Annotated in this window: 16 protein-coding genes and 1 pseudogene; 9 read left to right on the top strand and 8 right to left on the bottom strand. The window is 69.3% G+C overall.

Features of this window, described 5'->3' with window-relative positions:
* Positions 1-9: 9 nt before the first annotated feature.
* Positions 10-1,386: an APC family permease gene (locus tag OG407_RS32795; RefSeq protein WP_405863146.1), complete on the bottom strand. Its 1,377-nt coding sequence runs from the start codon at positions 1,384-1,386 to the stop codon at positions 10-12.
* A gap of 99 nt (positions 1,387-1,485) precedes the next feature.
* Between OG407_RS32795 and OG407_RS32800 the strand changes: the two genes are divergently transcribed.
* Positions 1,486-2,511, top strand: a complete 1,026-nt coding sequence (locus tag OG407_RS32800) for a 4-hydroxy-3-methylbut-2-enyl diphosphate reductase (RefSeq protein WP_403583859.1) — start codon at positions 1,486-1,488, stop codon at positions 2,509-2,511.
* A 29-nt stretch (positions 2,512-2,540) separates the two neighbouring features.
* A complete protein-coding gene (ppgK, locus tag OG407_RS32805; protein WP_327401571.1) occupies positions 2,541-3,287 on the top strand; it encodes a polyphosphate--glucose phosphotransferase in 747 nt (248 codons plus the stop codon).
* A gap of 606 nt (positions 3,288-3,893) precedes the next feature.
* Here the strand turns inward: ppgK and OG407_RS32810 are convergent.
* Positions 3,894-4,469 carry a DUF6542 domain-containing protein gene (locus tag OG407_RS32810; protein ID WP_405863147.1) on the bottom strand — a complete coding sequence of 192 codons (576 nt, stop codon included), beginning with the start codon at positions 4,467-4,469 and terminating at the stop codon, positions 3,894-3,896.
* A gap of 200 nt (positions 4,470-4,669) precedes the next feature.
* On the opposite strand from OG407_RS32810, the gene ychF reads away from it, so the two are divergent.
* Positions 4,670-5,758: a redox-regulated ATPase YchF gene (gene ychF, locus OG407_RS32815; protein ID WP_405863148.1), complete on the top strand. Its 1,089-nt coding sequence runs from the start codon at positions 4,670-4,672 to the stop codon at positions 5,756-5,758.
* Between the two features lie 314 nt (positions 5,759-6,072).
* Positions 6,073-7,404, top strand: a complete 1,332-nt coding sequence (locus tag OG407_RS32820) for a hypothetical protein (protein WP_405863149.1) — start codon at positions 6,073-6,075, stop codon at positions 7,402-7,404.
* A gap of 61 nt (positions 7,405-7,465) precedes the next feature.
* On the opposite strand, the gene OG407_RS32825 is transcribed toward OG407_RS32820, so the two are convergent.
* The 5 genes and pseudogenes from OG407_RS32825 to OG407_RS32845 form a co-directional block, all read right to left on the bottom strand.
* Positions 7,466-8,635, bottom strand: coding sequence for an HNH endonuclease (locus OG407_RS32825; protein ID WP_405863150.1), 1,170 nt, complete (start codon positions 8,633-8,635; stop codon positions 7,466-7,468).
* Positions 8,636-8,649: 14 nt separating this feature from the next.
* The gene (locus OG407_RS32830; RefSeq protein ID WP_405863151.1) at positions 8,650-10,296 is read right to left on the bottom strand and encodes an AAA family ATPase; all 1,647 of its coding nucleotides are present in this window, start codon (positions 10,294-10,296) and stop codon (positions 8,650-8,652) included.
* 10 nt (positions 10,297-10,306) lie between these two features.
* A complete protein-coding gene (locus OG407_RS32835; RefSeq protein WP_405863152.1) occupies positions 10,307-13,219 on the bottom strand; it encodes an N-6 DNA methylase in 2,913 nt (970 codons plus the stop codon).
* Positions 13,216-16,119: a DEAD/DEAH box helicase family protein gene (locus OG407_RS32840; protein ID WP_405863153.1), complete on the bottom strand. Its 2,904-nt coding sequence runs from the start codon at positions 16,117-16,119 to the stop codon at positions 13,216-13,218. Before OG407_RS32840 ends, OG407_RS32835 begins: the two co-directional genes overlap by 4 nt.
* A 116-nt stretch (positions 16,120-16,235) precedes the next feature.
* Positions 16,236-16,492, bottom strand: a pseudogene (locus OG407_RS32845) (YjbQ family protein); the annotation flags it as partial.
* A gap of 499 nt (positions 16,493-16,991) precedes the next feature.
* Here OG407_RS32845 and OG407_RS32850 point away from each other — a divergent pair.
* Positions 16,992-18,128 carry a tyrosine-type recombinase/integrase gene (locus OG407_RS32850; RefSeq protein ID WP_405863154.1) on the top strand — a complete coding sequence of 379 codons (1,137 nt, stop codon included), beginning with the start codon at positions 16,992-16,994 and terminating at the stop codon, positions 18,126-18,128.
* A 225-nt stretch (positions 18,129-18,353) separates the two neighbouring features.
* Here the strand turns inward: OG407_RS32850 and OG407_RS32855 are convergent, their stop codons facing one another.
* Entirely contained in the window at positions 18,354-18,692 is a 339-nt protein-coding gene (locus tag OG407_RS32855) for a hypothetical protein (protein ID WP_405863155.1), read from the bottom strand.
* A gap of 217 nt (positions 18,693-18,909) precedes the next feature.
* On the opposite strand from OG407_RS32855, the gene OG407_RS32860 reads away from it, so the two are divergent.
* The 4 genes from OG407_RS32860 to OG407_RS32875 all read left to right on the top strand — a co-directional run bounded on the left by OG407_RS32860 (position 18,910) and on the right by OG407_RS32875 (position 23,210).
* The gene (locus OG407_RS32860) at positions 18,910-19,404 is read left to right on the top strand and encodes a hypothetical protein (RefSeq protein ID WP_405863156.1); all 495 of its coding nucleotides are present in this window, start codon (positions 18,910-18,912) and stop codon (positions 19,402-19,404) included.
* Positions 19,388-20,359 carry a bifunctional lysylphosphatidylglycerol flippase/synthetase MprF gene (locus OG407_RS32865; protein ID WP_405863157.1) on the top strand — a complete coding sequence of 324 codons (972 nt, stop codon included), beginning with the start codon at positions 19,388-19,390 and terminating at the stop codon, positions 20,357-20,359. The genes OG407_RS32860 and OG407_RS32865 overlap by 17 nt, the downstream gene beginning before the upstream one ends.
* A gap of 380 nt (positions 20,360-20,739) precedes the next feature.
* Entirely contained in the window at positions 20,740-21,870 is a 1,131-nt protein-coding gene (locus OG407_RS32870) for an acyl-CoA dehydrogenase (RefSeq protein ID WP_405863158.1), read from the top strand.
* Between the two features lie 212 nt (positions 21,871-22,082).
* Positions 22,083-23,210 carry an SDR family oxidoreductase gene (locus OG407_RS32875; protein WP_405863159.1) on the top strand — a complete coding sequence of 376 codons (1,128 nt, stop codon included), beginning with the start codon at positions 22,083-22,085 and terminating at the stop codon, positions 23,208-23,210.
* The last annotated feature ends 29 nt before the right edge of the window (positions 23,211-23,239 follow it).

A 23,239-nucleotide genomic window follows, 5' to 3' on the forward strand; every position in this document is an offset into this window, starting at 1 on the left:
GCCGGGCAACTACTGCCGGATCGCCGCGCGCGACTGCACCGCCAGCACCACCAACCCCACCGCCAGCCAGATCGCGCCCACCACCTGCGCGGTCCCGGACGCCTCCACGATCACCGCGATCGTGATCGCGGCCCCCAGCACCGGCACCAGCACGTGCCGCCACCACACCACCGGGCCGCCTCGCCGCCGTACCGCGAACCAGCCCACCACGCTCGCGTGCAGCAACGTGAACGCGGTGAGCGCGCCGATGTCGACGACCGAGACGAGGTGGTCGAGGCCGTCGTCGCGGCGGGCCGCCCAGACCGCGGCGATCAGGGTGATGACCGCCGCGGAGAGCAGGGCGACCCGGGGTACTCCGTCGTCGGTCTTCGACAGGGCGCGGGGGAGGCGTCGGTCGCGGGCCATCGCGAAGACCAGGCGGCCCGCCGCCGCCTGCCCGGCCAGGGCCGCGAACGCCGCGCCGATCGCCTTGCTGACGGCGACCAGGTTGTGCAGCCAGTCGCCGACGGAGACGTCGACCGCGTCGTAGAACGCCGTTCCTTGTTTCCCCGCGTCGGCGGCCAGCTGCGCGGACGTCGTCGGCTCCAGGAGGGCGACCAGGTACGTCTGGGCGATGAACAGCACACCGGCCAGCGCGAGGCAGAACAGCAGCGCCCTGGCGACCTTCTCGGAGCCGCCGGTGACCTCCTCCGCGAAGGTGGCCACCGCGTCGAAACCCAGGTACGACAGGACGGCCACCGAGACCGCGCCGATCACCGCCGACAGCGCGAACGCGCCCTGCGTGCCGTCCCCGGAGAGGGGTGACAGCCAGCCCCGTTCGGCGCCGTCGCGCGCGAGGACGACGATCGCCGACACGATGAAGATGACGAGGACGACGATCTCCATCGCGAGGACGAGGAAGCCCACGCGGGCCGCCGCACGCACACCCCAGAGGTTGAGGCAGGTCGTGATGACGACCGCCAGCGCGGTCCACACCCACCGCGAGACGTCCGGGACCAGCGCGTTCATGGCGATCCCGGAGAAGAGGTAGGCGACGGCGGGGATCAGGATGTAGTCCAGCATCGCCATCCAGCCGGCGATGAACCCGGCCTCCCTGCCGAGCCCCACGCGCGCGTAGGCGAACACCGAGCCCGCCTGAGGGACGACCCGCACCATCTGCGCGTAGCTGAACGCCGTGAACGCCATCGCGACCGTGGCCACGATGTAGACCAGCGCGACGGCACCGTGCGACTTGGCGTCCAGGGTGCCGAACACGCCGACCGGCGCCATAGGGGCGATGAACAGCAGCCCGTAGACGACGAGATCGCGGAAACCGAGGCTGCGCCGCAGCTGGGGCCCGTCGCCGGCCGCGGTCTCCGTGTCCGTACCGCTGTCCCTGTCCGCCATCTCGCGTCTCCCGTAGGTCGTGCCCGGCCCCCACCCCTCCCACTCCACGGCCAGTCTCCCCAAGGACGCGATCTTTGACCCGTCGAGCGCGGCCTTACGATGGGACGCATGACTGCTTCGTCTGGCCGCCGTGTCCTGCTCGCCGCCCCCCGGGGCTACTGCGCGGGTGTGGACCGCGCCGTGATCGCCGTCGAGAAAGCCCTTGAGCAGTACGGGGCTCCGATCTATGTCCGGCACGAGATCGTGCACAACAAGTACGTCGTCCAGACCCTGGAGAAGAAGGGCGCCATCTTCGTCGAGCGGACCGAGGAGGTCCCCGAGGGGAACATCGTGATGTTCTCCGCGCACGGCGTCGCGCCCGTCGTCCACGACGAGGCCAAGCAGGGCCGCCTCGCCACCATCGACGCGACCTGCCCCCTGGTGACCAAGGTCCACAAGGAAGCCGTCCGTTTCGCCAACGACGACTTCGACATCCTGCTGATCGGCCACGAGGGCCACGAAGAGGTCATCGGCACCTCCGGAGAGGCCCCCGACCACATCACCCTGGTCGACGGCCCGTCCGACGTCTCCAAGGTCGAGGTGCGGGATCCGTCCAGGGTCGTATGGCTGTCCCAGACCACCCTCTCGGTCGACGAGACCATGGAGACGGTCGACGCCCTGAAGGAGAAGTTCCCGCAGCTCATCTCCCCGCCCAGCGACGACATCTGCTACGCCACGCAGAACCGCCAGCTCGCCGTGAAGCAGATGGGCGAGGAGGCCGACCTGGTGATCGTGGTCGGTTCCAAGAACTCCTCCAACTCGGTACGGCTCGTCGAGGTCGCCAAGCTGGCCGGCGCCCGCGCCGCCTACCTGGTGGACTTCGCCGACGAGATCGAGGAGGCCTGGCTGGAGGGCGTGACCACGGTCGGCGTGACCTCGGGCGCGTCCGTGCCGGAGGTTCTGGTCGAACAGGTGTTGGAGTGGCTGTCCGGTCGCGGCTTCGAGGACGTCGAGCTGGTCAAGGCGGCCGAGGAGTCCATCACGTTCTCGCTGCCCAAGGAACTCCGCCGTGACCTGCGCGAAGAGGCGGCCGCGCTGGTCGCCGAGCGCACGGGTTCGGACCGTACGGCACCCTCCGGGCAGTGACTGTCAGTCGTTCGTCGTAGCGTGGATCCATGCAGATCTTCGGCGTGGACATCGGTGGATCCGGGATCAAGGGCGCCCCTGTGGACCTGGACAAGGGCGAACTGACGGAAGAGCGGTGCAAGGTGCTGACCCCGCACCCGGCGACACCGGACGGAGTGGCCGACGGCGTGAAGGAAGTCGTCGACCACTTCGGCTGGACGGGACCGGTCGGGCTCACGTTTCCAGGTGTGGTCACCGGCGGGGCCACGATCCGTACGGCGGCGAACGTCGACAAGAGCTGGATCGACACGGACGCGGGCGCGCTGTTCAGCGACAGGCTCGGCGGTCTCCCGGTGACCGTCGTCAACGACGCGGACGCGGCGGGCGTCGCCGAGATGCACTTCGGCGCCGGCCAGGGCCGCAAGGGCACGGTCATCCTGCTGACCTTCGGCACGGGCATCGGCAGCGCCCTCTTCGTCAACGGTGTCCTGGTCCCGAACACGGAGCTGGGCCACCTCGAACTGAACGGCCACGACGCCGAGAAGAAGGCCTCCAGCAAGGCCAAGGAGGACGGCGAGCTGACGTGGGAGCACTGGGCGCACCGCGTCCAGAAGTACCTCGCCCACGTCGAGATGCTGTTCTCGCCCGAACTCTTCATCATCGGCGGCGGAGTCAGCCGCAAGGCCGACAAGTTCCTGCACTTCATCGAGGACATCAAGGCGGAGATCGTCCCGGCGCAGCTGCAGAACAACGCGGGGATCGTGGGGGCGGCGATGCATGCGGCGGGGGATGACTAGGGCTGGCTAGCGGTCAGTAGGGCTGACTTTCGGCGGTGCTGGTCGGCGCCGGTGGAGCTGGTGGCGGGGGCTCGGCGGCGCCTGGTCGGTGCGGGTGTGCGGGTGTGCGGGTCTCGGTGGGCGGAGTCCGGTGGGCGTCGGCTGTGAGGCGGGGGCCTGTGACAGGTGACAGGTGGCTACGGAGGAAGTCCGCCGCGACCTGTGCGAAGGGGCGGCGGCGCTGGTCGCCGAGCGCGCGGGTTCGGACGGGCTTGTACGGGCTCGGTGGACGGCTCGGTCGACGGGGAATGCTCCGCGGCTGGGTCTCCGGCCCCGGAACCGACCCTGCGACCGGCTCCCGGACCGGTGGCTTCAGGACTGGTCCTGGGGACGACCCTGACCCCGGTCCCGACCTCGACCACCCGGTCCTGACCTGACCTGACCTGGCCCCGGTCCTGACCTGGCCCCGGTCCCGGTCCCGGTCCCTGAGCTGGCCTGGACCTCGACCTCGATCCAGGTCCCGACCTGGCCCCAGTCCCGGCCCCTGAGCTGGCCTCTGGGACGGGACCCGGATTCGCCCCGGGGTCAGTCTTGCGGCCGGGCATAACTCCCCCGGGCCCGGGGGAGTCACGCCCGACGGCGACGCCTCAGCAGCCGAATCCTGCGGACGGTTGCGATGAGTCCCGCGACGAGGGTCCCGCCGTACAGCCAGCCGGCCTGGGTGGCGAGGCCGGTGAACAGGCCCATCAGCCGGTTGACGAGGCCGCCGCTGCCGTCGGCCACCGGGAAGAGGCCGACGGCGAAGGCGATCGGTACGACGACCGGTGCGGTCAGCAGGTCGCCGCGCCGGATCCAGACCGCGGTGAGCACGCACACCGGCACGAACAGCACGCCGTACACGGTCAGCGAGGCTCCGAACAGGAACTGGTCGATGCACCCGAGCACGAACATCACGGCCGCGCAGAACAGCCCGCCGCCGAGCCCGGTGAGCCGGGGGTTCGGCAGCTGACGTACCGTCTCGGCCGCCGTAGGGCTCGGGCGTCGTACGGCCGCCGGGCGGCGCTGTGCGGTGCCGCGTGCCTGCGGGCCCGGGCGGGTCGTGCGGGCCGGGCCGCCGTTCGGGCCCCGGCCCGCCTGCGGGGGCAGGGGCGGGGCCCCGCGTCTTGCGCCGGGCTGTGGGGGTCGTGTCCTGTGTTGCTCCACTGGACCAACTTAGGTCGGTTTATGTGCCGAATAGGTCCTCAGACACGCCGATGGGCAGAGCTTGGCCACGTGTTCGACGCGGAGCCGGGAGGGCGCGGCTCACGCCGTAGACTGGTGGATCGGCCCCGGGGCCCGGTCTCCGCAGCCTCAGCCGGTTCCCTCCACTGCTCTCACGCCACTCACGTACGGGAAGTCGCAACGTGTCGCTCACGATCGGAATCGTCGGTCTGCCGAATGTCGGCAAGTCGACCCTGTTCAACGCCCTGACCAAGAACGACGTGCTGGCGGCCAACTACCCGTTCGCCACGATCGAGCCGAACGTCGGCGTGGTCGGCGTCCCCGACCCGCGTCTGGCGAAACTGGCCGAGATCTTCTCCTCGCAGAAGATCCTCCCGGCGACGGTCGACTTCGTCGACATCGCGGGCATCGTGAAGGGCGCGTCGGAGGGCGAGGGCCTGGGCAACAAGTTCCTCGCGAACATCCGTGAGTCGGACGCGATCTGCCAGGTCATCCGCGCCTTCAAGGACGAGAACGTCGTCCACGTCGACGGCAAGGTCTCGCCCAAGGACGACATCGAGACGATCAACACCGAGCTGATCCTCGCCGACCTGCAGACCATCGAGAAGGTGCTGCCGCGCCTCCAGCGCGAGTCGCGCATCAAGAAGGACATCGGCCCGAAGGTCGCGGCGGTCGAGGCGGCGCAGGAGATCCTGGAGAAGGGCGACACCCTCTTCTCACAGGGCATCGTCCAGGGTTCCGGCAACGAGGAACTCCTCCACGACCTGCACCTGTTGACGACCAAGCCCTTCCTCTACGTCTTCAACGTCGACGAGGACGAGCTGGTGGACGAGGACTTCAAGACCGAACAGCGCGCCCTCGTCGCCCCCGCCGAGGCGATCTTCCTCAACGCCAAGCTGGAGGCGGACCTCGCCGAGCTCGACGAGGAGGAGGCGATGGAGCTCCTGGAGTCGGTCGGCGTGGAGGAGCCCGGCATGACGACCCTGGCCCGCGTCGGCTTCGACACCCTCGGCCTCCAGACCTACCTCACGGCAGGCCCCAAGGAATCCCGCGCCTGGACCATCAAGAAGGGCGCCACCGCCCCCGAGGCCGCCGGCGTCATCCACACCGACTTCCAGAAGGGCTTCATCAAGGCGGAGGTCATCTCCTTCGCCGACCTGGTGGAGACGGGGTCGGTCGCCGAGGCCCGGGCCAAGGGGAAGGCGCGCATGGAGGGCAAGGACTATGTGATGCAGGACGGGGATGTGGTGGAGTTCCGGTTCAGTGTATGAACTCCACCACGTCGCTGACCTGGTGAAATGAGATTCCAAAGTGCAAGTGGCTTGAGATGTCGGGTTGGGTCGGCCCGTCGCTGATCATTTACCGACGTTCTCCACGGCGGCCTCGTTTTCCGTCGCCGCCGCGGAGGACGGCTTAGCGGTGTCGGGGGCGTCCTGATCCGTCTCTAATGCCGAGTCAGGTGACGGTCGCTCTGCTGACGACCTGGCGCAGCCGTTCGTCGGTGCCGTGCTTCCTGTTTGACGTCGCGGTGCAAGTCGGCGAATTCAGTGGAGATCGGGGTCTGTTCCCAGGAAGAATCACTCCCATGGCTCCGATGCTCATCGATATGCCGTCTGACCGGTTGGACACCCTGATCAAGCACCCGTTTCATCGGGAGAACGGTGAGCGGCTGATCGGCTTCATCAAGGATCTGCGCGAGTGCCGTAGTGCAGAGGACTTCGCGACGTTCCAGCGGGAACTTCTGCACGCCACGCTTGCCGCGAACCTTGCGCGTGCGGAGCGCTCGCGAGTGATCAAGCGCCTCAGGAAGAGGCAGTCGCTGCCTGCCGACGCTCCCGATCTCGTCGTTGGCGATCCTCACGACTTGGACGACTGGCGATTGGAGTCGGACGTCCTGGAGCGGGTGGGACGCCAACTGCGCTCTGTCGGTGACGCCTTGGCGTGGCGGGTATTCCGGTATGACCGCCGCTACATTCTCACGCTGCGCAGAAATGAATCGCCGGGACCCATGACTCTCAGCAAGGAGGGCACGGTCCATGAGATCCAGTTCGCGGAGCAGCAGTGGAGCGAGCACAGGCGCTTCGCTCTCCTGCATGACCTGACTGGCTGTCTGCGTATCGGCGACGTGAGCGTGTTTCAAGACGGGGACAACGGTGAGCAGGACATCCTTCTGTACGAGCTGAAGACGAATCCGAGGCGGCGGGAGAGCGCCCAACTGACCCGGACCCGGCTGGCGGCTGAGGCACTGCACATGGGTGGGCCGCTCCCAGGCCAGGACAAGGCCGTTCTCGTCGAGACCGGCGTGCCCTATGCCACCCATCTGTCCGTGCTGAGCGATGCCTTGGCCCGAGCCCATCAGGATGGGCTGAAGACGATGCGGGCGCCGGGTCAGCGCGGTGTCCTGGCCCTCGACATTGCGGTAGCCGGCAACAGGTGGGGCGGACAGGAGGCGACCCGACAGTTCCACGCCGCATACGCGGCGCTGCTACGCCGAATGCGGCTGACCGGGCAGACGATTTCCTTCAGCAGTGGAGACAGCGCTGCTCGCAACACCATGGCCCCACCGTGGGGTATCTATCCGCTGCAGCCCGCGCAGTGCGCCGGACTCATTGCCGATGTTCTTGTCTTCACCGTGACGCTGTCGTCTGACAACTTCATCGAAGAGCTCCGCAAGCAGGGGCTGGACGCGGAGTGGGTCCTACCGCGCGGAGCGGAGATGGAGCATGCCCAGCCTGTCGTTACTATTCAGGGGCACGGCCGACGGCTCACGATGGCCAGAGCAGGGATCGAACAGCTCATGCTGGAGCTGACCGACCTGCAAGCCTGGGCGCATGGCATGGACCAGCTGCTCCGAAAGGGGGTAGCCGGATGTCAGCCGTGGCCTTACTTCACCGATGAGTGCAAGGTGTGGGTCTGAGACGCCATCCGCTCAGGTCGGAGGTGATGAGACGCGGCTCGCCCCTGGGAGCGACCTCCAGTCAGTCAGCCTGGGCGATCAGGGAGTCGCGCAGGTCGGAGAGTGTCCGGGTCGTGCCGTCCACCGTCAACGACCAGAAGGCCCATCCGTCCACATGGTCGTCGCCAGTCGCCATCCGTGCCGCGGACATGGGCGTGTTCAAGGGCCGCTGGAAGCAGATGATCCTGCCGTCTTCCAGCAGCGTCGCCTTGGCCGGGCCCCGCTTCCCCTGGCCCGTCAGCGCGATTCCGCCCGCTGAGAACGCCTCGGGGGGAAAGGCGGCCACTAGGGTCCGCAGGTCGACGTGGTTGCCCTCCCCCGCGGCAGCCGGGGGCTCGGTTCCACGGTTTGCACCTATCGCTACCTCGCCCTCCGCCTCTCCACCAGGGGGCGTGTCGTCTCCCGGGCGGTCGTGGGCGAGGAGGGCCAGGCGTTCGGCTGCTGCTGCCGCCGCGCTCCACTCGGCGGTCGTCTGTGTCAGGCCGTCGATCTCGGTGCGAGCGTACAACGCCACACCGGCGTTGCCTCTGCTGGTGAGGTATAGCTGGACGAGTCCGACCACCCTGTCGATCAAGCTGGATCTGCTCTCGATGAGCAGGTCGGAGTTGAGCGCGAGCATGCGAACGGTCTCATCCACCCGACAGAGGTCCCGGGCCACCTCGTCGTCGGAGTACGGCTGCTCGGGCCTCCGCCGGGCGTGGCCCTGCCTGTCGAACCCCACGAGTTCGGCGTCCTCAGCCACCACGGGATCAAGTAGCACCGGCAGTTCGCCGTCCAGGCTTTCGCCCTCCGACGCGCGTTGCCCGAGCAGAGGGAAGCGGGCTCCCTTGCCCGGTCCGGCGCTCTTATTGCCGTAGCGGGCACCGCCGCTGTTGCAGTGGTGGCAGGCAAGACGGTAATTGGCGGGGTCGTAGGCGAGCCACCAGTACCCGCGGCGCTCCGCCTCACCGACGACGACGGACTTCGGCCGGTAGTGGTCGACGTGGTAGGGCGAGCGGACGAACCTGGTCTCGCAGTACCAGCATTTCTCCCCGATGAGGGCGATCAGCCGGTCGCGGATCGCGTCCTCCCGCCACATCTCGCGGAAGGAGAACTCCTTGTCCGCGTCCTCTGCGTCCTCTTGGAGCTTCTCGAGTTCCTTGGCGGCCCGGTCCGCCCACCTCTGCGGCGCGGTGAGTCCGCTGTTGTCCACGTGGCGCACCGGGATCAGACCCCCCGGGAGAAGCGCTCGTGGAAGAGCACCCGTGCAGTTGCTTCGAGCTCCTCGCCTGTCACGGTGCCGCCGTTCCGGGCCCGCTCGATGAGCTCCGTGCGCCGCCGGTGCAGTTCCGCCAGGAAGGAGGAAAGCACCTTGTCTCGGCGCCCCGTGGCGAAGCCCAGTCCGTCGAGCTGGTCGGTCACCTCCTGGAGTTCCCGGCGGGCCTCGGGGTCGTCCTCGGCCACAGGTATGAGGCGGTACTGGGTGTCGATCAGGTCCTGGGTGTGCTCGTCGAGTTGGCTTCGGAGGCGGAACAGGTCGGAGGTGAGCAGCCCACCGGCCCCTTGACCGCGAGGGGCGGTGTTCGGGACGAGCGCCGTCGTCTGTCCGTCGGCATCCGTGTCGAGCACTCGGATCTGCCGCCGCAGCATGTTCGAGACAAGGAGGGGCTCGTGGGTGGCGGCGATGAACTGCGAGCGCTGTCCGTCGCCGAGCATCCTCTGGACGGACGAGTACCAGCGCTGGCTCCACTCGGGATGGAAGTGCGCGTCGGGTTCGTCGAGCAAGAAGAGCGACTCCTGGCCTCGCTGCAGCCGCAGCAGACCGAGCACGGTGAGGATCTGCTGTTCTCCGGAGCTCAGTTGATCCGCCCGGACGACGACGCCGTCCGCCTTGCGGACGCGCACGTCGACGGTCAGGTAGCCGACCATCTGGAGGGTAGACAGGAGCCCGAACATTGACAGGTCGCTGTCGAAGAGGTTTCGGAGGGCGAGCACATCCTCGGGGCTGCTCATGGTGAGGGCGAACCCGTCGTCGGGGGTGCCCGCGCTGTACAGCGGGTCCGAGTCCGGCACCGGTCCGAAGCGGCCGGACGCCGCCGCCTCAGCGAAAAGGACGCGCGGAGGTCCGCCAAGGCCCCAGTACGGCAGGGCCGACAGCTCCTCTCCCACCGACGCGGGAGCGCGTATGTGGAGAGCGGCGGACACCACCCCGTCCACCCGGGCCTGTTCCCTGAGATAGTCGCCGAAGACATCCGCCCACTGGGTGGCCAGGGAGAGCAGGACCAAGGGGAGCCAGTCGGGCGTGCACAGGAATCCCGGGGTGTACAGCGGGCACGAGATCGGCAGCTCCAGCTGTTCCGACCACACCCCGTCCTCGTTCTCCGGCCGGTCCTGCCAGGCGAACCAGGACTCCGTCCACTGCTCGCGCCACGCGACCAGCTCCGCTTCGGCGAAGTGCACGTGCCGTTCGAACTCGGAGCCCCAGGGGACCCTGCCGTGCACCTGGTACCCGAAGACGTGGTCCGGAAGGTGCTGGAGCCAGTTGTGATGCGGTGTCTCGTCGCGCGATCCGGCGGCGTTCGTCACCCACATGACCGGTTCGGCGTCGGCGGACGGCTGCACGATGTCGACTGTTGTGTCGCGGAGCCGGTAGCGCACCTCGTATCCGAAGTCTGAACGGCCCGAATGGCCGAGGGCGCAGCGGTAGAGGGCCCCGAAGAGTTCCGCGAGCGCGTGCAGGACCCGCGACTTCCCGCCTCCATTGGCGCCGATCAGTACCGCGATGGCCTGCCCCTTGTCGACGGCGTCTTCCAGGTCGAGGGCGAAATCCCGCAGGCCACGGTAGTCGGGCAGCCTCAGCTGCAGCAACTGCATCGGATTCCCCTCAACCGGACCGGAACGTACGGGCGTCCCGCGGCGGCGTGAGCTCCTCCGCGAGCCTCGAGAACCGTCGCCACGCGTCCTCTAGCAGCCCGGAGATCTGCTGGGCAATCAGGTGCGGCTCGGGGGCATCCCTCGACTCTTCCTCGCGTAGGTCGGCGCCGAGGTCGAGACTGATGCCCTGCCCGGCGAGGAGTGCGTCCACGGAGTAGGGCTTGAACACCGGCGACGCGGCGCGGGTGTCGGGTGGGTGCCCAGGCCGGTACGCGGCCACGAATGCGTCGAGACCGGAGCCCGTGGAATCCGGGGCGTCGGCGGCGGGCGCGCGTCCGGTCCGCAGGTCGTAGACCCAAAGGCGGCGGGTGGCCGGCGATCCGTCGGGGCGGGCCGCGGCCTTCTCGAAGAACAGGACATTGAGCTTGACCCCCGAGGAGGCTCCGGAGAGCCCGGAGGGGAGGCGGAGGAGGGTGTGCACGTCGCACTGCTTCAGCAACTGCCTCCGTACCCGTTCCCCGGCACCCCGTTGGAAGAGGACACCGTCCGGTACGACGACGGCGGCCCGGCCGCCGATCTCCAGCAAGGTGTAGACGTGCTGCAGGAAGTCGAGCTGCTGGTGGCCGGTGGCCGCCCAGAAGTCCGGCCGGGCGATGGAGAGGTCCTCCTCCGTGTCGTGGAGGCCGGGCGCGCCCGAGGACGGGACCGTCGAGCGCCGCTGCCCCAGGGGCGGATCAGCGAGGACGAGGGTGGCCCGGCGGCCGGGGCTCACGGCGAGGGAATCCCGTACCTCGATGGCCGCTCGGTCGCCGTCGAGGCGCTCAACGCCGTGCAGCAACAGATTCATGGTGGCGAGGCGCGCCGTTGCGTCCACCAGTTCCGTCCCCCGGATCCCGCCGTGGGACAGCCGCTCCCGCTGGGAGGGGGAGACACCCGGCGGAAGGCACCGGGCGATGTGCTCGAAGGACCGCACCAGGAATCCGCCGGTGCCCGCCGCCGGGTCCACGATCGTGTCCTCGACGGTCGGACGCGTGCACGAGACGATGGCGTCGACTAGACCCCGGTGAGTAAAGTACTGGCCCGCGCCGCTGCGGTGGCGCTGACCGGACCGGGCGAGGAACGCGTCGAAGACCGGAGCGCGCCACTGCGGCCGTTCGTCCCACCAGGACAGCCCCTCCCTGACCTGTTGGATCAGGTTCTGGAGGTGCATGGGGTGGCGCAGGGGGTTGTGGGCCTTGTGGAAAATCCGACCGACCACGCCGCCGCGCTCACCCAGCTCCGCCAGAAGCGTGCCATAGTGCCGGGTCAGTTCTGTGCCCTCGCGCAGCGCGAGCTCGTCCCAAGCGTCGCGCCCCAGGACATCGACGCGGTTGAGGGGCCGGTGCCGCAGCTCCTGCGCCACCTTGAGAAAGAGCAGATATGCCACCTGCTCCACGTACTCCAGTGCCGTGAGGCCGTCGTCGCTCAGCGGGGGGAAGGAGGACCAGAGCTGCTCGGCCCGGCGCTCGACCTCGGAAGGTCGGTCGACAGGCCGTCGGGCGGGCGTCGTCGGCGGCACGGTCACTACTCCCTCGGGTCTTACGTCGTTCTCGCTGCTCGGCGCGGCGCCGTGGGGCAGCCTGCCCGTGAGTGCCTGCTCCCGGCAGCCGTCGCGCAGCCGGTCCGCCATTGCTAGGGCTTCCTCGGCCGAGGTCGTAACGGAGATGAGTCCGCCGTCCCACGCCTCCAAAGAGGCGAGGAGAGCGCCCTGTTCGGCGAGTGGAGGCACGGGGACGGGTGTCCGCCGTAGCTGGTCGAGTCCTAGGGAGGCCAGGCCGGCCGTGCCCCTTGCGGCGCCCCGCAGCCATCGTCGACCGGCCCCGTTCGCGTACAGGGCGAGCAGCCGGGGGTGCAGGGCGTCCCCGGCCATGCGGACCCGTGCCACGTGGTGGTTCGGCACGTACGTGCGGTGCGAGGAGTCTTGTTCCCACACCCGGCTGAGGCCGAGGCTGTCGGGCTGTCCGCTCAGCACGAACAGGACGTCCCCGGGGCTCAGGCGGTTTGCCTCTGCCGTGTCGGCGTCGAGCCGCACCGTCGGCATCCGCTCGTGTGCCCACTGCTCGCCCCGCAACTCGGCCGGGCGCAGGGAACCCACCTCGACCCCGTGCCGTTCGTCGGGGCGCCGGCTGTCCGCCATGGGCCCGCGCACTACCTCGGCCAACTCGCCGAGGGGAACCCACCGCCATCCCTCGGGAACGGCGGGCAGAGGCGCGCGGTGTGCTGCGGTGGAGGGCTCGGGGTCCAAGTGCGGCCCGGGCGCAGTGCGGCCGACGGCGCCGCGGTTAATGACGAGGGCGCGGAGGTCCTCGATCCGCCGCAGCGTGTCGCGGACGGCGGCCTCCTCCTCGTCCACTCGGGTGAGCCAGAAGGCGAGGGAACTCTTGATTCGTTCCTGTTCGGCGCGCGGGGGCAGCGGCAGCCGTACTCGTTCCAGGTCCCGTACCGCGATGTGGTGCAGGCCGGATCCTTGGCGGACTGACGACTCTATCTGGCGGCGTACGGCGCGGGATTCCCACGACAGCACCAGGTACTCGGGGTCGATCAGCCGCTCGTCGACCCGCACCCGCACCATGGTGGCGGGGTACGTCATGGGGTCGGTGATTTCCCGGACCAGGGCCGCCCGCCCGATCCGTGTCCCGGGTCCGCCATTGCGGCTTATCAGGATGTCGCCCGGCCGGATCAGACGTTGCGCCGCTTCGGCCGTCGTGGCCCACGGGCCCTCCCGAGACTCCGCGAGGTCGACCGTGGCCGACCGTAGCGCGGGCAGGCGGAGGACGGGCACTCCTCCCGGGACGGGCGAACCGGACCGGCCCGCTGCCAACGGCTCGCGCAGGAGCTCTCCCAGTGACATGTCGGTCCAGCCGAGCGGCAGTCCCGCGCTCACGCGAGTACGCTCCGCAGCTCGTCCAGCAGGCAGACCGCACCCTGTTCGCCGAAGGCGCGCAGGAAGCCCGACGTGCCGCCCCGGAGGGTGAAGGGAACGGCATCCAGGGACGCGGCGGCGAAGTGTCCGTCGGCCGCCGTGCCGTCCGCGATGTGCTCCATCCACCAGACATGGTCGGAGTCGAAGGACCGTCCCAGGCGCTCCTGGCGGTCGATCCACGCGTCGAGCCGGTCGAAGACCTGGTCGCGGTAGGGACGTGGGCGCGGCTCCACGTCCGCTTCGTACCTGACGAGGACGAGGAGATCTACGGGACCCTTCGGCGTCCGGGGCCGGCGGGGATCCGACACTGTGACACCGGCGCGTTCGTAGGCGTTCCAGAGCCGCTCCGCCGTCAGGTCGTGCGGTGGCCGCGCCAGAGACTCGGCCCATGAGCGAAGCCTTCGGACGTCCGCCTCGGTCAGGACCCTGGTGCCGACGATCAGCTCCCGCGCCGGGCCGTTGCCTGCCCGGAGGAAGGACCGCCAACGCTCCATGACCTCGGCGTCGTCGTCGACTGTTGCCGGGGCCTCGTATGCCTCCTTCCCCTGCTCCCGCTTCCGCGCCGTGGAGGACCGACGACCGGCATGGTGCCGGGTGACGCCGAACGGATCTACGACCACGCATTGGGTCTTGGCCGATGCGCCGGGGGTGACCGCCCGCAGTTCCGCCGATGCGATGGAGCGCGTCCCGACCGCGATCATCTGGAAATAGCGGTTCGCGGACTTGACGTCCCGCAGGAACAGCACACATTCGACGGGGGCGGTATCCGTCCCGGCGAGCACCAGGCCCACTACGACGACGACCCGCAGCTCGACGGTGTTACGGAACTCCGCGAGCCACCGGTACGGTGATCCGCCCTTGAGCGTGACCTTCCGGCAGAAGCCGGGCCCCTGCCCGAACACCGCGCGCACCGCGGCGACCACCTCGTCCGCGTGACGGTCGTCGTCCGCGTAGACGACGGTCTTGGGCAGCGACATGCCCCCGGAACCGAGCTGTGCCCGTTCGGGGAACATCGACGGCAGCCCCTCCTTGAACGCCGTCAGCGCGGCGTGGAGCGCCTTGCCGCTCACCACGGAGCGACGGCGCCCGGGGATCTCCTCCGCGTCGGGGCCGAACCCCTCCTCCAGTGTGTCGGCCGTCCACTCCAGTCGCGTGGGGAGGTCGCCGAGGCTGTAGACGGTGACACCCACGGCCCGGCCGTCGGCAACAGCGTCCTCGAAGGTGTAGGAACTGACCAGATTGCCCTGGAAGACCTCCAGCGCCCGGTCCGTCGGGGTGGCCGTCAGTCCGAGAACCGGGGCATCGAAGTAGTCGAACAGTGCACGCCACCGGGGGGAGACGGACCGGTGGCAGTCGTCGGCGATGACGAGGTCGAAGGACTCAGGGGGCAGATCGGGCAGGTAGCGGACTCCGGACGTCGCTTCGCCCCCGGACAGGGCCCTGAAGAGCCGCTGCACGGTGCTCACGACAACTCCGTGGGACCGCACGGCGTCCGGGCCCAGCCGCTCCACCCGGTACGACTCGGTGAACTTCCTGCCGTCGTCGCCGGGGCCGGAGTACGCCGCGAAGGTTGCCAGCACCTGCGTTTCGAGCTCCACCCGGTCGACCAGAAAGAGGATCCGGCGGGCCCGGGCGTGCTGTAGCAGGCGGTGGGCTGCGGTTACGGCCGTGACCGTCCGGCCGCCCCCCACAGCGATCTGGACCATAGCCCGGCGCTCGCCCCGGCGCAGCGAGCTCTCGAACGCCAGCACCGCTTCGTACTGCACCGACCGGAGGGAGTCCTGGGTATAGCCGTCATCGCCGAGGTTCGGAAGACGGTGGCGCACGCGGCCCTGGAACGTAGGCGTCTGGGGGTCGGCCACGGCCTCGCGCAGCCAGCGGGTCACGGTGTCCGGCTGGTGGAAGGTGAAGACCTCCCGGGGGCGCGGCTCGGGGTCGTCCCCGTTCCGGAACAGCACCCGGACGCCGTCCGTGGTGTACATGTAGGGCATCCGGTGCTCCGCGGACGCCGTCAACGAGGTGCCGGCCCCACGGGACTGGGCCACCGCCGCTAGCAGATCCCCGCCGCGGGGCCGCACCTCGACGGTGCCCACCGGGCGGCCGTCGACGCGGAGCACGTAGTCCGGTCCCGCCGCCCCGTCCGGTTGCGCCGTGCCCCGTACAGCGACACCCCGTACCGGTAGCTCGTGCGGCGCGTCCGTATCGTCCCGTACGGTCCATCCCGCCTCGGTCAGCCGGTCCGCGACGCGCCACTCCGCTTCCAGGAGGGCCGCCCGTGCCTTCAGGGACGCGCGGGTGGCCGTCCCGGCGGGCGTCCGCCGGTCGAAGGTCCGCCGCAGTACGGGGACGTACTCGTCGAGCAGGGCGACCCAGGTGGCCAGGTCGGTCACAGGCTTTCCCACGGTGACCTGCCGGTGCGGTGAGCCCGCCGGGGTATCGTCCCATTCGGCCAGCGGGACGAAGGAGAGCGCATCACGCACCCCGGTCCGCAGCCGGAAGTACCAGACGCCCAGGTCAAAGCAGTGCAGTACGAGACGCCGGGCACGGGACCCGTCGTCCGGTCCGGCCTTGCTGTTGGGCACGGGGTCACTGGAGCGGCGCAGTTCGGTCAGCGCGCGGTGCACCGGGCCATCGGCCGCGCCGTCGGCGGACTCCGGGCCGAGCAGTCGGGCGGACTCCGTGCTCAGCACCTCCGCGAACTGCCGGGCCTGGGCGAGGGACCGTTCAGGGCGGGCGTGTGCGTTGGCCTCGGCACCCGCGCCGTATAGCAGCAGGAGGGGCTCAAGCGGCAGCAGGAAACCGAAGTTCGCGGAAGCGGCGGCCAGCTCCGCGAGGGCTTCCTCGTCGCCTGCCTGGTGCACTCGGCCCACATTCCCTTCACTCTTCGTCAGCGTCACCGGCGACCGTGTCACGGCGTCGAACAAGCACCCAAATCTATCGCCTCGGGTCGGGCCCCGAGCCCGTCCGACAGGAACCGCTAACCGAGGAACGACGAGGGCGGGTGCATCTGCCGCTGCGGATTGTCCTTGTGCATGTCGACGAGGCAGCCCGACTGGCAGGTGCCGAGGACGCGGCGGTCCGTGATGACGGGGAGCACGTGGTTGCGGCCATGGCCGGGGTTCGTGGCAGCTGCCGGCGGTCGTCTGCCGGAAGCAGGTGGTGGAGAGTGATCAGGAGGTCGCTGTCGCTGCCTATACCGGTCTCCGGGATCTCGGCAACCACTGTGGAGGAAGGGCGGCGTTGTCTAGATCGGTGTGTAGTCCACGCCGTCGACACGCCGGACGTCGCCGGGGCTCGCCCCAGGCGCGGTACTCCGCTGCCCGCCCCGCCACCTTCTGAGCTCGGTACGAGGGGAGTTCCTACTCCCCGGGAGCTGGCCGGGGTCTGCACCTGGGCGTACAGGCGGCCGAACACCTCCTGTCCCCGACAAGTGTGGCCCCAGGCGGGCACGGCGGTTGCTCCGTCTACGGATGAGGGGTTCACGTTCGCCGGAAAGAGCGGATTGGCGACGAATGTCTTGCCCGGTTGTGAGCTGGTGGCGAGGATTTCACGTGCTGGATCGGGCTGCAGATCGGGGGCTTGGGTGGCGAGCATCTTTCAGAAGTGCAAGCGGGATGTCCGGGACCGGAATTATCCCTGCGCCCGTCCAGGGTGCCGGCATGGGTGGACGGTGCGGTATCGGGAGCTGGGGGGAAGGCGGGGGCGGCAGCGGGAGAGGTCGTTTCCTCGGCGGGTGGGCTCGGACGGTGCGGACGCTTTTGCCGCCAGGGTCGAGAACGGCAAGAAGGCGGACGTCTACGTCGATCCTGCGCGTGGAGTCGTGCCGTTGCGGGTCTGGGCGCAGGAGTGGCTGGAGCGGCGGGTCATCGCAGAGTCGACACGCCGCAACTATGAGGGGTTCATTCGCAACCATCTCGTGCCGCGTCTGGGTCGGAAGACGCTGGCCGCACTGGCGCGGCACGACTTCGAGAGGCTCGCCAAGGACGTCCATGCCTCCGGTGCGGGGCTGGCGGCCTCCACGGTCAATGACCGCGTGGTGATGGTGGCCGCCATGCTGGAGGCGGCCGTCGTCGACAAACGGATCCCGGACAATCCCGCCCGGGGCGTCCGGATATCCCAGGCGGGCGGGCTCGCGGTGGACGAGGACGAGATTCCGACGCCGGGCGAGGTCGATCTGATCGCGCAGCACATCGCGCCGCAGTACCGGCTCACCGTCTACCTTCAGTCGGGCACCGGCCAACGCCCCAGCGAGGCCCTGGCCTTTTCCACCGAGTGCCGGCGGCCCGGCTTCGTCAGGATTCGCTGGCAGGTCAGCGCCAGGGCCCACCGTGCGGACTGCCGCACAGTCTTCGTTTCCCTCAAGAACCGGAGTGAGGGCGAGTACCGGGACGTTCCGACCGCCTCCTTCGTCGATCAGGAGATCGACGCTCACCTGACGAAGTGGAAGCCGGTGCCGGTGATCTTTACCGGCCGGAGGGGCAAGAGGCTCCGGCTTGCAGTCTTCTTCGCCCCGCGACAGGGCGGCAAGGGCACGATGCCCACAGCCTCCACCTACGGCTACCACTTCAAGAAGGCGTGCCGGGTGGCTGGTCTGGTCGATGCGGACGGCAAGGCGAAGTACACACCTGGCAGCCTGCGGCACTTCTTTGCCTCGACCGCCTTGGCCCACGGTGTTCCGATCCACGAGGTCTCACTCTGGCTGGGTCACCGGTCCATCAAGACCACGATCGACATCTACGGGCATCTGCTGCCCAGCGCGTGGGGGCGCCTTCGTGCGGTCCTGCAGCACGCCATGCGGCCCGAGGGGGGGCGAGATGCTGGCCGCGTAGGCGCTGAACCGTTCGATGCTGACTTGTTCGAACCGTGCTGATTCTGTGCTGACTCGGATCACTCAGGCGCCCGTTTCCGCAGGTGGGAGCCCTGTGGTGAACGTTCCGGTTCAACGTGTAGTCGTGTGCGCGGTGTGCGCCGTGTGTTTCTGCGCGTGATTGCTGGTCGAGTGTGCAGGTCGGAAGAGGTCGGACTCCGTCGAGTTCGGCCTCTTCGTTGTCACCGGGCTGGATGGGTGGATCGGTGGATGGGTGCTGGAAGGCCTTCAGCGTGGTGAGTCCGCGGTGGCGCGGAGTTCGAACCAGTTGACGATTTCGGTCACGATCGTCGGGATCAACAGCAGCACGCAGCATGCGAAGCCGAACAGGCCCGCCTCGAACCAGTGGACCGGATGCCAGTCCGCGCATTCGAGGGCCGGCGAGCAGCCGATGTTTTCAGGCCTGGCCGGCGGCTGCTTGGTGAGGCCCGCGATGGCGACGCAGAGGACGGAGATGACGGCCGCGGCGGCGAGCAGACTCCACCGGATCCACCGCGGTCCCCACCACGACAGGATCCATCCGGCGGTGGTCAACGCCGGCAGGATCCAGACGTAGGCACTGATCATTCCCGCACCGAGTCTGTCCGCGCCATCGAGTTCCGGCCGGTCTGCTGTTGGGTGGCGTGGTTGCCCATGGCGAACAACCCTACCGAGGGGTGCTTGATCGTCTGGAGATCACCCGTCAACTTCCGCGTTTTATCGTAAAAGTGATTAATTCTGTTTTGTTTTCCTGCGAGGGTTTCCTTCGCTTCACCCGTAAACAAGGGTGAAGGGTGGAGGGCGCATGGATGCGAAAAACAGATTCGAGACGAGAACCACCTTCCTGCTGCTGCGCTTGGAATGGCTGGGCGGCCTGGTCGTGTGTGCCGTGCTTGCCGTGTGGCATTTTTCGGAGATTCGGTGGGGGGTGTTTGTTGCGCTCTTTGTCGTCATCGACGTCATCGGGTATCTTCCCGGCGCTCTGGCCTTTCGGAGGAGTCGGAGTGGGTGTATCTCGCGGTGGTACTTCGTGGCGTACAACACCATGCACAGCCTGGTGACCGCGGGTGTCGTCGCCGGGGTGTGGGCGCTGCTGGCGGGGCCGGAGTGGGCGTTGCTCGCTCTTCCTCTGCATCTGTTGGGGGACCGTGCTCTGTTCGGGAATTCGCTCAAGCCGTTCGGGGTGCTTTTTGAACCGGATCCGCATCCGGCGTATGTCGAATTCGAGCGGGCGTACTCGCATTCGGCCGGAATTGATTCCGAGGAGTCCCGGAGGGGTGCGGATGCCGTCCGTCTTTGAGACCCTGGTCCGGCACAGTGACAATCCGAGTTCTTTTCTTGCTCTCAATCAGGGCAATGAATACTTCCGGGATCCGCGTTTCGACGGCACCTGCGTGTATCGGCGGTCGGGGCGTCACCTGCTGCAGTTCGCGGGGCCCTTCGCGGCGGAGGAGCAGCGTGCGGGGCTGCTGGTCGCCTTCGCCGCGCAGGCCCGGCCGCGGCGGCTGGTCGCCGTACAACTGCAGCGGGCGGACGCCGAGTTGTACGGGGCGCACGGGTTCACGGTGAATCAGCTGGGGGCGTCGTACGCGGTCGACCTGGCCCGGTTCACGCTGCGCGGATCGGCCTTCGTACGGCTGCGGAACAAGATATCCAGGGCCCGTCGCGCCGGTCTTGAGGTGGTCGAGGCTCCCTCCGTGGCCGACGAGGAGGTGCAGAGCGAACTGGATCTGATCGACCGGGCCTGGCTCCAGGGCAAGGGCGGGGCCAAGGAGTTGCGGTTCCTGGTGGGGGAGCGGACCGGGCTGGCCCAGCGGCACCGGCGGTTGTTCGTGGGGCGGATCGGCGGGGTGGCCGTCGGGTACATCAGTTACTCGCCGGTGTTCGGCAGCCGGCCGGGCTGGCTCCATGACCTCAGCCGGCGTTCCCCGGACGCTCCGCCCGGGGTGATGGAGGCGCTGAACGCGACCGCGATGGAGCGGATGTCGGCCGACGGCGCGGGCTGGCTGCACTTCGGCTTCACGCCCTTCACCGGTCTCGCTGATGAGCACGAACTGCCGTGTGCGAGCCGTACTTTCACGCGCTGCGTGCGGTTGCTCGCCCAGCACGGCGAGCGGATCTACCCGGCCGCCGCGCAGCTTGAGTACAAGCGGAAATGGGCGCCGCATGTGGTGCTGCCCGAGTACATCGCCTTTCAGGGGCGGCCCGGGCTTGCGGCGGTGTGGCAGTTGCTGCGGGCTACGCGGGCGCTGTAGGGCGGGCTGGGGTGCCGTGGGGCGGGCCTGGGTGTCGTAGGGCGGGCCCGGGTGCCGTGGGGTGGGGCGGGGTGTCGTAGGGCAGGCCCGCCCGGGCGACCAGCCTCGCCTGTCCGGCCAGTCCTATCTGTCCGACCCGTCCGACCCGTCCGACCCGTCCGACCCGTCCGACCCGTTCTACCGGTCCGGCTTGGCTGACCGGTCTTGCCAGTCCCGCCGTCCGACCAGTCCTGCCAGTCCCGTTGGGCCGACCGTTCTCGCCGGTCCTGCCGGTCCTGCCGGTCCTGACCGTCCCGTCATCCCGTCATTCCCGCCACCCGTCATTCCCGTCCGCCGGACGGGGTTCAGCGCGACCGGGTCGTCCCGGAGCAGGGGAGCACATGAGGTTTCTGGAGCGCGAACGCGCCGTACTGACGAAGTTGCTGCCGGGGCTCGACGAGAGTCTGCGGGCGGTGCCGCTCTTGGAGTTGGAGAGTCCGGGCAGCCCCGGTATCGGGCTCTTCCGCGACAGTGGTGGTCCGGGGCTTGTGGTGCCGGTCTCCTGCAAGGGGAAGGGGGCCAGCGCGCTGGACGCCCTGCGGGTACAGCGTGCGCTGGGCAGCAGGTCGCCGTCCCTGGCGGTGGCCACCACGATGCACCACTTCTCCATGGCCACCCTGGTCGGTCTGGTCACCGACGGCGAGGGGCTGGAGTGGATGCTCGTCGAAGGGGTGGCCTCCGGTAACCGCCTGGTGGCCTCCGGCTTCGCCGAGGGGCGGCCCGGCGTCGGCATCCTCTCGCCGTCGATGACCGCGACCGTGGGATCCGACGGGGTGCGGATCAGCGGGGTGAAGCGGCCGTGCAGTCTCGCCCGGTCCATGGATCTGCTCACCGCCAGTGTCCTGGTACCCGGTGAGCGGGGGGCGCGTGACGAGCTGGCGGTGGCGCTGGTGCCCGCCGAGAGTGAGGGCGTGAGCGTCAGCGGTTTCTGGTCCAGTTCCTTTCTGTCGGGAGCGGAGAGCGATCAGGTCACCCTCACGGACGTGCTCGTACCGCCGGAGTTGCTGCTGCGGACCTCGGGCTCGGAGGGGCGCCTGGACGAACTGCAGACCGCGGGTCTTGTCTGGTTCGAGCTGCTGATGACGGGGAGTTATCTCGGGGTCGCCAGTGCGCTGGTGGAGCGGGTCCTGCTCAACGAGCGGGTGCCCGAGTCCGAGCGGGTCCGGCTGCTGGTGGAGGCCGAGGGCGCGATGGCCGCCGCGGAGGGTGTTGCCCGCCGGCTCGACGAGGGCTGCCCGGACGAGTCGACGCTCGCCGACTCGCTGTACGTGCGGTACTGCGTGCAGGACGCCCTTGCCCGCATCGTCCCGCGGGCGGTGGAACTGCTCGGCGGCCTCAACTTCATGAGCTCGGACGAGGTCGGACACCTCGCGGCCTGCGCCAACGGGCTGTCCCTGCACCCGCCGGCACGGTCCAGGATGACCGGCCCGCTGGCGGCCCACCTGGCGGACGGCCCGCTCACCGTCGCCTGATCCGGCCGACGTTGAGGTCGAGGTCGCGAACCCGAACCCGACGCCGATCCAGACCGCGACCCTGATCCAGACCCTGATCCAGACCCCGGTCCCGGTCCCGACCCCGGTCTCGACCCCGGTCCCGGTCCCAATCCCGGGCACGACTCCTCACACCCCCACGACCCCCTCCCACCCCACCCCAACACCCCCCACCCGATGGGAGTTTCCGAACCATGCCGCCAGAACCCACCGGTCCGTCCCGTCAGTCCCGTCCGTCCCGCCCCCGGAACCAACGCCCCACCCTGCTGCTCACCGGCGCCGCGGGCGTACTCGGCCAGGCCCTGATCGACGAGCTCTGCGACGACTACGACCTGATCTGCCTGCGTCACCGGGCACCGCTGGACGACCCCCGGGTACGCGAGGTGACGGCGGACCTGAGAGCCCTCGGTCTGGGGCTCTCCGCCGCCCAACGGCTGGACCTCGCCGCCGAGGTGGACGTGGTGGTGCACTCCGCCGCGGCCACCAACTGGCGGCTGGCCCCGGCCGACATCTGGCGCACCAACCTGGACGGCACCCGGTCGATGCTCGACCTGGCGGCCCGCGCCGACGCGCCCTTCTTCTACATGAGCACCGCCTTCGTGGCGAACCCGCTCGCGCCCGAGGAACAGGAGCGTTTTCCCGGGGCGGCGGCCTACCTCGCCTCCAAGACGGCGGCCGAGGAGGCCGTACGGTCGGCCGAGGTTCCCGGGGTCATCCTGCGGCCGTCCCTGGTCATGGGTGACTCGTCCACCGGCCGGATCGCCCGGGTGCAGGGTCTGACCCGGGCGCTGGGAGGGATCGTCAAGGGCCAGGTCCCGGTGCTTCCGGGCTCGCCGGGGACACGGATCGACATGGTGCCGCAGGACGTGGTGGCCCGTGCGGTGGGCGACCTGGTCAGGTCCGGTGTCGCCCAGGGCGAGTACTGGCTGACCGCCGGGCGCGAGGCCATCCTGCAGCGGGAGGTCGTCGACATCTGCCTGGAGTTCGCCGGACACCACGGTGAACGTCCGCACCCGCCGCGGCTGATCCCCGTGGAAGCGGTGCACCGGCTGTTGCTCCCGCTGTTGGAGGGGCCGTCCTTCCCCGCGCTGGTGCGGCGCCGGCTCCAGGACTACGCCGAGCTGTTGCTGGTCTTCCAGCGGGAGTTGCCCTTCGCGTCCGACCTGGGGACACCGCACTGCGGTACGGCCCCGACCCGCGCCGCGATCCGGTCGGCGCTGGCGCGCAACGTGGAGTGCTGGGCCACCGGGCGAGGAGGCCTGCGCCGGTCGCGGACTGCTCAGACACCGGCTGCTCAGACGCCGACGGAGCTGGCGTCGTGAGCGCCGTGGAGGTGGCAACTCACGCCACC

The sequence above is a fragment of the Streptomyces sp. NBC_01515 genome (assembly GCF_045040345.1).
In the GTDB taxonomy this organism is placed as follows: domain Bacteria; phylum Actinomycetota; class Actinomycetes; order Streptomycetales; family Streptomycetaceae; genus Streptomyces.

Excerpts from the sequence above, each read along its gene's own strand:
- OG407_RS32795 (WP_405863146.1), bottom strand. The coding sequence starts at position 1,386 with ATGGCGGACAGGGACAGCGGTACGGACACGGAGACCGCGGCCGGCGAC.
- OG407_RS32800 (WP_403583859.1), top strand. The coding sequence starts at position 1,486 with ATGGGACGCATGACTGCTTCGTCTGGCCGCCGTGTCCTGCTCGCCGCC.
- ppgK (WP_327401571.1), top strand. The coding sequence starts at position 2,541 with ATGCAGATCTTCGGCGTGGACATCGGTGGATCCGGGATCAAGGGCGCC.
- OG407_RS32820 (WP_405863149.1), top strand. The coding sequence starts at position 6,073 with ATGGCTCCGATGCTCATCGATATGCCGTCTGACCGGTTGGACACCCTG.
- OG407_RS32830 (WP_405863151.1), bottom strand. The coding sequence starts at position 10,296 with ATGCAGTTGCTGCAGCTGAGGCTGCCCGACTACCGTGGCCTGCGGGAT.
- OG407_RS32855 (WP_405863155.1), bottom strand. The coding sequence starts at position 18,692 with ATGATCAGTGCCTACGTCTGGATCCTGCCGGCGTTGACCACCGCCGGA.
- OG407_RS32860 (WP_405863156.1), top strand. The coding sequence starts at position 18,910 with ATGGATGCGAAAAACAGATTCGAGACGAGAACCACCTTCCTGCTGCTG.
- OG407_RS32865 (WP_405863157.1), top strand. The coding sequence starts at position 19,388 with ATGCCGTCCGTCTTTGAGACCCTGGTCCGGCACAGTGACAATCCGAGT.
- OG407_RS32870 (WP_405863158.1), top strand. The coding sequence starts at position 20,740 with ATGAGGTTTCTGGAGCGCGAACGCGCCGTACTGACGAAGTTGCTGCCG.
- OG407_RS32875 (WP_405863159.1), top strand. The coding sequence starts at position 22,083 with ATGCCGCCAGAACCCACCGGTCCGTCCCGTCAGTCCCGTCCGTCCCGC.